We start from the raw sequence: 11,861 nt of genomic DNA on the forward strand, positions 1-11,861 counted from the left end.
AGAAAACAATAATAAATAGAGGCGAAAAATGAACCATTTAGCCTGCGTGTCCACCGATCAGGTTGTTCGCTCCGACCGCCTGATGAAATGGAAAGAGTTCATGAGCGATCACCTGGGGCGTACGCCGGACTATATAAAACGGCTGGAATCGACGTTCATCGACCCGTTGCATGAGAGCAACTTCCAGGGTCGGCTGGAGTACGGGGACCTGGGCCAGTTGCGTTTCTGTCGAATGACCGCCAGCGCCCATCGATATTCGCGCCACCTGAGCAAGGCGGTCGACGCCCTCGATACGCCGCGCATGTTGATCATGCAGGTGGCTGGTGTCAGTCATTTCGAGCAGGGCCAGCAAAGCAGCGTACTGGCCCCTGACGAAATGCTCCTGGTCGACTGCGGCAAACCTTTCAATGTGACCAGCACGCAAGGTTGCGAACACTTCATCCTGCTGTTCCAGGGTGCATCCGGGCAACTGGCGCAAACCGGCGACATGCACCTTAACGGTCGCAATGGACTGGGGCGGATGCTCATGCACCTGATCAGCGATGCCTACAATCAATATCCCTTGCTGAACAACCATTCGGCCGGGCTGATCGGTGACAGCATCACCGGGCTGCTGGATAACGCGCTGAAGAACAAACAGGAAGAAAAGCAACTCGAACACGACTTCCGCTTCTTCAAGCAGAACCGCCTCAAGGCGTACATCGAGCGCCACCTGGCCGACCGCGACCTGACCATCGAACGCATCGCCAACGCCGAACAGTGCTCGGTCCGCAGCCTGCACCGCGCCTTCCAGGATGAACTGGGGTGCAGTGTCAGCGAATACATCTGGCAGCGGCGCCTGTCACGTTGCGCCGAAGACCTGCGCAACCGGGAACATGCCCACCGCTCGCTCACCGAGATCGCCTACGCCTGGGGCTATGGCAGCAGTTCCCACTTCAGCCGGCATTTCAAATCGACGTTCGGCATGTCACCCAGACTGTTCCGCGACACCGCGAGTGACAGCCGGGAAAAATCGACAGCGGCTTGAGCCTGTTTCCAATTCCTATGGTTCACCATTGCCCTGTGGGAGCTGGATTCGGTGCTCACCACAAATCTTCTGTGGGAGCTGAGCTTGCTCCCACGGGGTGCTCCGGGGAGGCATGGGGCCGATGCTCACCACAGATCCCCTGTGGGAGCAAAGCTTGCTCGCGATGGCGGTGGGTCAGTCTGCCGTGATGTTGGATGTGCTGACGCTATCGCGAGCAAGCTTTGCTCCCACAGGGGCGGGTTCCTTAATTCCAGCCGCCGCCCATCACCTTGTACAACGTCACGCGGTTGCTCTGCTCGGTCAGGCGCAGGGTGATCAGGTCCTGTTGCGCGCTGTACAGGGAACGCTGGGCGTCGAGGGCTTCGAGATAGCTTTGCGAACCGCCACGGTATAACGCGTCGGAGAGTTCGAAGCTCTTGCGACTGGCGTCGGTCAACGCCTGTTGGGCCTCGATACGGCGATCCAGCGTGCTGCGCTCCGCCAGGGCATCGGCCACTTCCTTGAAGGCGCTCTGCAGTGTTTGCTGATAGGTCTGCACCTGAATCTCGCGCTCGGTCTTGGCCGAGTCCAGCGTCGCGCGGTTACTGCCGGCATCGAAGATCGGCAGGCTGATGCTCGGGGCAAATGTCCAGGCGCCACTGCCGGACTTGAACAGGCCGGACAGGGCCGAGCTTGAGGAGCCGGCATTGGCCGTCAGGCTGATGCTGGGAAAGAACGCCGCACGGGCGGCGCCGATGTCGATATTGGCCGACTTGAGCGTATGCTCGGCGGCCAGCACATCGGGGCGTCGTTGCAACAGGCTGGAAGGCAGCTCTGCCGGCACCTGCACCAGCGCCGCGGCCGATTCCAGGTACGCGCCCGGCAACAACTCTTCGGGAATGTCGCTGCCCACCAGCAAGCGCAGTGCGTTGCGATCCTGCAGGATCTGGCTTTCATACGCCGCCGCGTCGACCCGCGCCGACTCCACGGTGGTTTGCGCCTGGGCCACGGACAGACCGGAGGAGCCGCCCAAGGCGTGGCTGCGTTGGGTCAGTTCGTAGGTCGCCTGCTGGCTGCGCAAGGTTTCCTGGGCCAGGTGCAGGCGCTCGTTGTCGGCCGCCAGGGTCAGCCAGGCCGTGGCCACTTCGGCCACCAGGCTGATCTGCGTGCTGCGTCGGGTTTCGGTCAGGGCCAGATAGTCTTCCAGGGCTTCGTCCTGGAGGTTCTGCACCCGTCCAAACAGGTCCACTTCATAACTGCTCAAACCCAGTTGCGCACTGTAGTCATGGGTGGTGGCCGCCGAGCCCGTGTTGGACAACGAGCCGGGCGTGCGACTGTGAGTGCCACTGACACTGGCATCGATCGAAGGCAAGGACTCGGCGCGCTGGATACGGTATTGCGCCTGGGCCTTTTCAACGTTCAGGACCGCCAGGCGCAGGTCGCGGTTGTTGCTCAGCGCCAGGGACTGCAAGCGCGCCAGGCGGCTGTCGGTGAAGAAGCTTTGCCACTCGATGTCGGCGCTCACCTGGCCCTTGGGCGTGCTAGCGGCCGGCAGCCATTGCTCGGCGACTGGCGCCTCAGGGCGTTCATACTGCGGCGCCAGATTCATGCAGCCACCGAGCAGCGTGAGGATGGCCAGCAATGGCCAGCGGAACTTGATCATGCGTCACCTGACTGGGCGGATGGAACAGAGGTCGAAGCCGTGGAAACGCGACCGAAACGCCGGCGAATCTGCACGAAAAACAAAGGAACGAAGAAGATCCCCAACACCGTGGCGGACAACATGCCGCCCAGCACACCGGTACCAATGGCCTGACGTCCGGCGGAACCGGCACCGCTACTCAGGGCCAGGGGCAATACGCCGAACATGAAGGCCAGGGACGTCATGAGAATCGGCCGCAGGCGTTGGCGCACAGCGATCAATGTCGCCTCGCGCAAGCTGTTGCCCTGCTCTTGCAGGTGCTTGGCGAACTCGACGATCAGAATGGCGTTCTTGGCGGCCAATCCCACGGTGGTCAAAAGCCCGACCTGAAAGTACACGTCGTTGCTCAAGCCACTGACACGCGTGGCCAGCACCGCGCCCACCACCCCCAGCGGCACCACCAGCATCACCGAAAAAGGCACCGACCAACTCTCATAGAGCGCAGCGAGGCAGAGGAATACGAACAGCACCGAAATCCCGTACAGCAACGGTGCCTGCGAACCGGAAAGGCGCAACTGATAGGACTGCCCGGTCCACTCGTAGCCGATGCCCTCCGGCAATTGCTTGACCAGCGCTTCCACCGCATCCATGGCGTCCCCGGAACTGACGCCGGGCGCCGGATCGCCAACCACCTCCAGCGAGGCGTTGCCGTTGTAGCGCTCCAGCAACGGCGAGCCGTAGCTCCAGGAACTGCTGGCGAACGAGGAAAACGGCACCATTTCATCGTTGCTGTTGCGTACGAACCAGTGCTCCAGGTCAGCCGCCTGCATCCGCGCCGCAGCTTCACCCTGGACGTAGACCTTCTTCACCCGCCCCTGGTTGAGGAAGTCATTGACGTAAGTGCCGCCCAACGCCGTGGACAACGTGGTGTTGATGTCGCTGGTGCTCAGGCCCAAGGCCCCGGCCTTGCGATCATCGATGCTGACCTTGAGCTGCGGTGCGTCGTCCAGGCCATTGCTGCGTACCCCGAGCAAGCGAGGGTCCTGGTTGGCCAGCTCGATGAGTTTTTCCCGCGCCGCCACCAGCGCATCATGCCCCAGGCCGGCAAGGTCCTTGAGTTGCAGGTCGAAGCCGGACGTCTGTCCCAGGCCGCGCACGGCCGGCGGTTGCATGACGAACACATTGGCATCGCCGATGCTCGACAGCGCCATGGTCGCGCGCTGGGCGAAGGACGCCGCACCCTGCCCTGCGCCCGTGCGCTCGCTCCAGTCCTTGAGCCGGATAAAAGCACGGGCGCTGTTCTGGCTGTTGCCGTTCATGCCCAGGCCGGAAATGCTGATCAGCGCTTCGACTTCCGGCTGTTCGAGGAGGTAGCTTTCGAACTGCTTGACCACCGCTTGGGTGCGGCTGTCCGTGGCCCCGACTGGCAACTGCACCTGGGCCATGAGAATGCCCTGGTCTTCGTCAGGCAGGAACGAAGTCGGCAGGCTGAAATAACCGGCGGCCATCACCAGCAGCACCAGCCCATACACCAGCCAGCCGACGCGCCCGCGCTGCAAAATGCCCCCCACCTGGCGTTTATAGGCCTCGGCAGCCCGCTCGAACGTGCGGTTGAACCAACCGAAGAATCCGCGTTGAGCGCCATGGCCCTGACCATCGGACGGCTTGAGCAGGGTCGCGCACAATGCCGGCGTCAGCGTCATGGCGACGAGTACCGAGAGCACCATGGCCGAGACGATGGTGACCGAAAACTGCCGGTAGATAACGCCTGTGGAGCCGCCAAAAAACGCCATGGGAATGAACACCGCACTGAGCACCAGGGCGATGCCGACCAGGGCGCTGGTGATTTCATCCATCGACTGGCGCGTGGCGTCCAGGGCCGACAGCCCCTGCTCGCCCATTACCCGCTCGACGTTCTCCACCACCACAATCGCGTCGTCCACCAACAGGCCGATGGCCAGGACCATGGCGAACATGGTCAGGGTGTTGATCGAATAACCGAACAGCGCCAGCACGCCGAATGTACCCAGCAGCACCACCGGCACCGTGATCGCGGGGATCAACGTGGCCCGCAAGTTCTGCAGGAAAAGGAACATGATCAGCACCACCAGGACAATCGCCTCGCCCAGTGACTTGACCACTTCTTCGATGGACAGGCTGACAAAGGGCGTGGTGTCGTAGGCAATCACGTTCTTGAGTTGCATCTCCGTCGGATAGAACGGTTCCAGCTCCTTGAGCTTGGCCTTCACCGCCTCGCCGACGTTCAGGGCATTGGCCCCAGCGGCGAGCTGGACGCCCATGGCGGCAGCGGGTTTGCCGTTGAGGGCAGAACTGACGTCGTAGCTTTCACTACCCAATTCAACCCGCGCCACATCCCCAAGCAGCACCACCGCACCGTCGCTGGTAGACTTGACCACCACATTGCGAAACTCCTCGACGGTTTGCAGCTTGCTGCGGGCGCTGATGGTGGCGTTCAACTGCTGCCCCTTCACCGCCGGCATGGCGCCGAGTTGACCGGCAGAAACCTCGGTGTTCTGCGCCTCCAGGGCCGTGCTGACATCCGAAGGCATCAGCGCGTATTTTTCCAGCAGGGCCGGGTCCAGCCAGATGCGCATGGCATAGCCGGAGCCCAATGTCTGCACATCGCCGACACCGTCGATGCGGCTGATGGAATCGAGCAAGGTGCTGGAAATGTAATCCCCGATCTGCGTGCCGGTGACGCTCGGATTGTCGGAGGCCAAGGCGGCAATCATCAGGAAGTCCGAACCGCCCTTGGTCACGGTCAGCCCCTCGCTTTGCACCGACTGCGGCAGCCTCGACTCGGCCTGTTGCAGCTTGTTCTGCACTTGCATCTGGGCCACGTCCGGGTTGGTGCCGGCGGTGAAGGTCAGGCTGATGCTGGCGCTGCCATCCGAGCTGCTGGAGGCCGACATGTAGGTCAGGTTGTCCAGGCCCTTCATTTGCTGTTCGATGACCTGGGTCACCGAGTCTTCCACGGTCTTGGCCGAGGCGCCGGTGTAGGTCGCGGAAATGCGCACCGTCGGCGGCGCGATGTCCGGGTACTGTTCCAAGGGCAACTGGCTGATGGACAAGGCGCCAGCGAGCATGATGACGATGGCGATGACCCAGGCGAAAATCGGCCGGTCGATAAAGAAACGCGCCATGTTCAGCCCTCCTGCGCAATGGCAACAGGCGTCGCTTTCTGCGTACGGCTGCGGGTGCCGGCGTTCTGTGCCACGACGCTTTCACCGACCCGGACCTTTTGCCCGCCCTCGACAATCACCTGGTCTCCCGCGTTCAGCCCCGCCGTGACCCACCATTGGTTATCCACGGCGCGGTCGATGGTCAACATGCGCTGCTCGACCTTGCCATTGACCACCACCAGCACCGAAGTCGCACCGCTGGCACTGCGGGTCACCGCCTTCTGTGGAATCAGGATGGCCTTGTCATCCCGCGCCTGCTCCAGCACCGCTCTCACGTACATGCCCGGCAGCAACAGTCGGTCCGGGTTGGCGATTTGCGCCCGCAGGGTCACCGTGCCCGTGCCCTCATTGACGCTGACCCCACTGAACTTCAAGCGACCTTCATGGGCATAGGTGCTGCCGTCATCGAGCTTGAGGCTGATCCGCGCTTCACCTTCGCCATTGCTCTGCAGCACACCGCTGGCCAGGTCGCGCTTGAGCCGCAACAGTTCGGTGGTCGACTGAGTGACGTCTACATACATCGGGTCCAACTGCTGCACGGTGGTCAGTGCGCTGTCCTGGTTGGCCACCACCAGCGCGCCGGGCGTGACCGTCGAGGTTTCGATGCGCCCACTGACGGGGGAACTGATTCGGGTATACGCCAGGTTGATGCGTGCGGTGTCAACATCGGCCTGGGCCACTTGCACTTCCGCTTCGGCGGTCAGCAGGCTGGCCTGGGCATCCTCGTTGTCCTGCTGGCTGATGGCATCGATCTTTACCAACTGGGCGTCACGCTTGGCAGTGGCCTGGGCCGACTTCAAGGTGGCGCGTGCCTTGGCGAGGTTCGCCTGGGCCTCAGCCAATGCGGCCTTGTAAGAGGAAGCATCCAGTTGATACAGCGCCTGTCCGGCCTTGACCTCGGCCCCTTCGACAAACAACCGCTGCTGGACGATACCGCCAACCTGCGGGCGTATCTCGGCGATCATGAACGCCTGGGTGCGTCCGGCCAGCTCAGTGGTCAGCGCCTGGCTTTGCGGCTGCACGGTGATCACCGAGACCTTGGGCGGTTCGGGCGTGGGTGCCGATTCGCCGGAGCAACCGCCCAACATGAACAAAATGATCAAGCACACCAGGATGGCGGCGGTCACCAGGGATTTGGCGAATAATTTGGTCGACATAAATGCCTCTGCAGGACGGATGGTTCAAGCCAGGCGCCATACTGCGAGGCAAATGTGCAGGAAAATTGAAGATTGCCCGCCACCCTTGAATCTTCATCGCACCAGGGCCTAAATGGTCGGGCCATTCATCGAACTGCCCGAGCCCATGAAACTGAGCATCTCCACCAAGCTGTTTATTGCCGTCATGGCCAGCGTGCTGTTTGTCATCCTGAGCATGGGGGTGGCCAACGGCTGGAGCTTTGGCAACGGTTTTCTCGACTACCTCAACGAACAGGCACTGTTGCGCATGAAGCCGGTGCTACCCCGCCTGGCCAGTGCCTACGAACGCGAAGGCAACTGGGAGTTCCTGCGCAACCAGCCGGATCGCTGGTTCGAACTCCTGCGTCCGGAGCCGGGGGAAAACACCACCTACCCGGAACGGCCGCCCATGTCGATGTCCGACCTGACCGGGGCTGTGTTTCGCATCGCCCTGCTCGACCAACAAAAGCAATTGGTCATGGGCTACTCGGCGATTGCCGACGACGCGCTGATGCGCCCGATCGAGGTTGCCGGCAAAACCGTCGGCTGGCTGGCAGTGACGCCGTTCCAGAACGTGACCGAAGCTGGCGGTGAACGCTTTCGTCAGTATTTGGTGCGCACCAGCCTGGCCGTGGGCGTGCTCTCGTTGCTGTTGGCGATGCTGATTGCCTGGTGGATCGCCCGTACCCTGCTTGACCCGGTCAAGCGGGTGGCCGCCGCCACGCACCGCTTGGCCGCTGGGGAATACAGCAACCGCGTGTCGGTGGCCTCCAATGACGAAGTCGGTCAGTTGGCCCGAGACTTCAACCAACTGGCGTATACCCTGGAACGCAACGAAAAAATGCGCCGGGAATTCATGGCCGATGTGTCCCACGAACTGCGCACCCCGTTGTCGGTATTGCGCGGCGAGCTGGAAGCCATCGAAGACGGCGTGCGCACCCTCGACCCTTCCTCGATGAAATCGCTGCAAGGCGAAGTCAGCATGCTCAGCAAACTGGTGGATGATCTCTACGAACTGTCCCTGGCCGATGTCGGCGCGCTGACCTACCGCAAGAGCGAATGCGACCTCAACGACTTGCTGGACGGTTGCGTGGCGATGTTCCAGGAGCGCTGCAATGCCCGGCATCTGCGTTTGGAGCTGGAACTGCCGACAACACCGCTGCAGGTCGAAGCCGACCCCAAGCGTTTGCAACAACTGTTCAGCAATCTGTTGGAAAACGCGGTGCGCTATACCGATGAAGGCGGTGTGCTGCGCATTCGTGCCGCCAGCGAGGACGACGTCGTGCGCATCGACTTTCTCGACTCCGGCCCCGGGGTCGATGCGGATCAACTGCCGCGACTGTTCGAGCGCTTTTACCGCGGCGAAACCTCACGCAATCGCGCCAGTGGCGGCGCCGGCCTGGGACTGGCCATCTGTCACAGCATCGCCCTGGCCCATGGCGGCAGCCTCAGCGCCGATCACTCGCCGCTGGGCGGCCTTTGGCTGACCCTGCGCCTGCCACGGAATGCCTGAACATGACCCCTGACAGCCCAATCCTTATTGTCGAAGACGAACCCAAACTGGCTGCTTTGATGCGCGACTACCTGATTGCCGCCGGCTACGCGACCCAATGCCTGGACAATGGCCTTCAAGTGGTGCCGGCGGTACGGGCCAGCGAGCCACGGTTGATCCTGCTCGACCTCATGCTGCCGGGGCGCGACGGCCTGCAAGTCTGCCAGGAGCTGCGCAGCTTCAGTGCCGTGCCAATCATCATGATCACTGCCCGCGTGGAGGAAGTGGATCGCCTGCTCGGGTTGGACCTGGGGGCCGACGACTACATCTGCAAGCCCTTCAGCCCGCGTGAAGTGGTGGCCAGGGTCAAGGCGATCCTGCGGCGCAGCCCGCAACTACTCGTCACCGCGCCAGCCCGCCTGCTGATTGATGAAGACCGCTACCAGGCGTCACTCGATGGCGTCGCCCTGGACCTGACGCCCTTGGAACTGCGCCTGCTCAGCACGCTGGCCCAGTCCCCCGGGCGGGTGTTTTCCCGGGATCAGTTGCTCGACCGGATCTATTCCGATCATCGGGTGGTTACCGATCGTACGGTTGACAGCCATATCCGTAATCTGCGGCGCAAGCTTGAGCAGGCCTGCCCGGCGGAGAATCCTATCGAGTCGTTGTATGGGGTGGGTTATCGGTTTCAGCTTGCTGACGTTTGAAGCGTGGCTAAAACGGTGCGTCATGGTGAAAGGGAGGATGGGTACATATCCGTTTTTTCGGTAACGGCGGCTTAGGGTTCCGCCGAATAGATAATGGTTTGCGCACTACCCCCCGCAGCAGGCCGGCGAGTGAAATAGGTGTCGCCTTCGTCTGTCTGGATCTCGTAGTCGGCCTTGCTGGCGACCCGGCTCGCTGCATCGGTGTGCTTGATGATTTTCAGCACCCGCTGGAACTTCACGCCTTGCGTGCCGTTCTGGGCGGGGCCGGTGAGTACATTGACTTTCTGGAACCAACCTTCCTGCTTTTTGTTCGACACCAAGGTGCCGCTCAGTGCTTCAAAACGCTCAAGACGGGTAAATCCCCAGAGTGTCTGTTCCTCGACCACCTTGCCCGGGGTGGCGGAACCGGTGAAGACGAACAGGTTAAGGCTCGGATTGTCTTCGCAGAAGAAGTCATAAGGCACCAGACCGTCGACCATTCTCTTGCCGGGAACGAAACCCTTCTTATGAACCAGAAACATGAGCACCTCCACGCTGAAACACCAGCAAACGCTGAGTAAGTTTGAGCGCAAAGTCTACTGAGGCGGGGCGTACAGGGCCGTCAAGCCAATGTAATATCGTGTAAAGATCACGCCCTACGAGGCAAGCTGATTTCCACGGTCAGCCCACCGGACGGCTCGTTGTGCGCCAGGATGGAGCCGCCGTGTATTTCCACGGCCCTTGAGGCAATGGCCAGGCCCAGGCCGAAGCCGGCACTGGCTTCGTTCAAGCCACGTTCGAACGGGTTGAAGATGCTCTGTAGCCGCGAATGTTCAACACCCGGGCCCTGATCGCGGATCTGCACCGTCAGGCCGTCTGCGGCGCCATTGACCTCGGCCACGACCATCACCGTGGTGTTTGGCCGGGTATGGCGCACCGCGTTTCGAATGACGTTCTCGAAACACCGATACAACAGCTCACCGCTGACCCGACTGACAAACGCCGGGCATGCCTGCAAGGTGACCTGGCAGCCTTTCATTTGTGCTTCGAATCGGGCGTCCTCGACGATCACCGACAGCAACTCGACGACATCGATTGGCTCGCGCTCGATACTCTCCGGTCGCCCCTGCAGGCGTGCCAGGGTCAACAGCGCTTCGATCAGCGTGTCCATGCGCACCGACTCACGGTCGATGCGTTCCACCATTTCCAGGCGAGCCGGATCTTGCTGCAGCAGCCCGATGGCCGCTTGCATGCGGGTCAGCGGTGAGCGCAGTTCGTGGGAGATGTCGTGCAACAAGTGTTGCTGGGCGTCTACCAACAGCTTCAACTGGTTGGCCATTCGATCGCAGTCTTCGGCCAGATCGACGATTTCATCACGTCGCGCGCCCATGATCGGCTTGACCCGGGTCTCGAAGCGCCCCTGGGCCACGTCACTCATGGCGCGCCGAAGATAGGCCAGCGGCCATGCCAGGTAGAACGCCATGTAGCCGCTGAACAGCGCACTCATGACCGTGCCAATGATCAACGGCGTCCAGTGGCTGGGCCCTCTGTCGCCTTTCTTGCCCAGGGGATGGGTTGACTTGAGCGACAGCACGATGCCGTCCTTGCCGATGATCGATCGCTCGTAGGCCGGTTGCCGCACCGGCGTGCCGGCCAACAGCTGACCGGCGCTGTCATAGACGCCAACGGCCTGGTCATCCGGGTGTTCCCACACCGCCAGCAGTTGCCGGCCCGACTCGATGCCAAACTGTCGCAATAGCTGCTCTTCCGTGGCAAGGATCGTTTCCAGATGAGGATCACCAGGCCTGGAACTGCCCATGACGAAGAGACCCAACCCCACCAGAAACGTCAAGCTGGTGGCGAGCCAGAACGCCAGGAACAGTTTCCAGAACAGTCGGCTAGGCTTCATCATTCGGCGATCAACAGGTAACCGAGGCCCCGCACGCTCTGGATCCAGGCCTTGGCATCGGGGCGCGGTCCCAGCTTGTGGCGAATGCTGCTGATGTGCACATCGATGCGCCGGTCATAGCGAGTCAAGGGGCAGCCCAGGGCATTGAGCGACAGGTTCTGTTTACTCACCACCTGCCCGGCACAGCGGGCCAGTTCCTCGAGCAAACTGAACTCGGTGCTGGTCACCCCCAGTTCGCGCCCCTGCCAGAGCGCCTGGCGCTTGCCGGGCCACAGGACCAGCGGCCCGGTCCTGATTACTTCACTGGTGGACTGATCCACTGGCTGCACCCGGCGCATGATCGCCCGCAAACGCGCCACCAGCTCCCCCGGCGAACTGGGCTTGGGCACATAGTCATCGGCGCCCAGCTCCAGGCCGGTGATCTTGTCGATGTTGTCGCCACGAGCCGTCAGCAACACCACCGGCACCTGGCTCACGGCCCGAATGCGCCTGAGCACCTCGATACCCGACAATCGCGGCAGCATCACGTCCAGCACCACGATGCTGTAGCGACCGGACAGCGCTTGCACTTCGCCCTCCTCCCCCGTGTGCACGGCAGTCGCCTCAAAGCCTTCGCGCTCCAGGTATTGGCTGAGCATTCCCGTCAGTTCCTGGTCATCGTCGACTAGCAATACAGAGATCATGGGGCGCTCTTGAGTAGGTGTCGGCCCATTATCGCCCGTGCGCCGCGCACCGTCATCGCCGCAGG

The 11,861-nt window shown here is 62.0% G+C and carries 9 protein-coding genes; 3 read left to right on the forward strand and 6 right to left on the reverse strand.

Going from position 1 to position 11,861, the window contains the following annotated elements:
* Nucleotides 1–28: 28 nt before the first annotated feature.
* Nucleotides 29–1,027, forward strand: coding sequence for a helix-turn-helix domain-containing protein (locus KI235_RS19695; protein WP_003203486.1), 999 nt, complete (start codon nucleotides 29–31; stop codon nucleotides 1,025–1,027).
* Between the two features lie 244 nt (nucleotides 1,028–1,271).
* On the opposite strand, the gene KI235_RS19700 is transcribed toward KI235_RS19695, so the two are convergent.
* From KI235_RS19700 to KI235_RS19710, 3 genes are read right to left on the reverse strand one after another with little or no spacing between them, the layout of a single operon-like run.
* Nucleotides 1,272–2,669, reverse strand: coding sequence for an efflux transporter outer membrane subunit (locus KI235_RS19700; protein ID WP_013693749.1), 1,398 nt, complete (start codon nucleotides 2,667–2,669; stop codon nucleotides 1,272–1,274).
* Complete coding sequence (locus tag KI235_RS19705; protein ID WP_013693750.1) at nucleotides 2,666–5,812, reverse strand: efflux RND transporter permease subunit; 3,147 nt, start codon at nucleotides 5,810–5,812, stop codon at nucleotides 2,666–2,668. The genes KI235_RS19700 and KI235_RS19705 overlap by 4 nt, the downstream gene beginning before the upstream one ends.
* A 2-nt stretch (nucleotides 5,813–5,814) precedes the next feature.
* Complete coding sequence (locus KI235_RS19710; RefSeq protein ID WP_038857587.1) at nucleotides 5,815–7,008, reverse strand: efflux RND transporter periplasmic adaptor subunit; 1,194 nt, start codon at nucleotides 7,006–7,008, stop codon at nucleotides 5,815–5,817.
* 112 nt (nucleotides 7,009–7,120) lie between these two features.
* Here KI235_RS19710 and baeS point away from each other — a divergent pair, with 112 nt between their 5' ends.
* Both baeS and KI235_RS19720 read left to right on the forward strand, forming a co-directional pair.
* On the forward strand, nucleotides 7,121–8,539 hold the full coding sequence (gene baeS, locus KI235_RS19715; RefSeq protein ID WP_003203492.1) for a sensor histidine kinase efflux regulator BaeS: 1,419 nt from the start codon (nucleotides 7,121–7,123) through the stop codon (nucleotides 8,537–8,539).
* Nucleotides 8,540–8,541: 2 nt separating this feature from the next.
* A complete protein-coding gene (locus tag KI235_RS19720) occupies nucleotides 8,542–9,225 on the forward strand; it encodes a response regulator (protein ID WP_003203494.1) in 684 nt (227 codons plus the stop codon).
* Nucleotides 9,226–9,296: 71 nt separating this feature from the next.
* Here the strand turns inward: KI235_RS19720 and KI235_RS19725 are convergent, their stop codons facing one another.
* The 3 genes from KI235_RS19725 to KI235_RS19735 form a co-directional block, all read right to left on the reverse strand.
* Nucleotides 9,297–9,746: a hypothetical protein gene (locus tag KI235_RS19725; RefSeq protein WP_003203497.1), complete on the reverse strand. Its 450-nt coding sequence runs from the start codon at nucleotides 9,744–9,746 to the stop codon at nucleotides 9,297–9,299.
* A gap of 107 nt (nucleotides 9,747–9,853) precedes the next feature.
* Nucleotides 9,854–11,116 (reverse strand): ATP-binding protein, encoded by a 1,263-nt coding sequence (locus tag KI235_RS19730; protein ID WP_003203499.1) that lies wholly within the window; start codon nucleotides 11,114–11,116, stop codon nucleotides 9,854–9,856.
* A complete protein-coding gene (locus KI235_RS19735; protein ID WP_003203501.1) occupies nucleotides 11,113–11,796 on the reverse strand; it encodes a response regulator transcription factor in 684 nt (227 codons plus the stop codon). The genes KI235_RS19730 and KI235_RS19735 overlap by 4 nt, the downstream gene beginning before the upstream one ends.
* Nucleotides 11,797–11,861: the final 65 nt, after the last annotated feature.

Origin of the sequence: Pseudomonas sp. St386, from assembly GCF_018325865.1 — a bacterium.
Classification (GTDB): Bacteria; Pseudomonadota; Gammaproteobacteria; order Pseudomonadales; family Pseudomonadaceae; genus Aquipseudomonas; species Aquipseudomonas brassicacearum.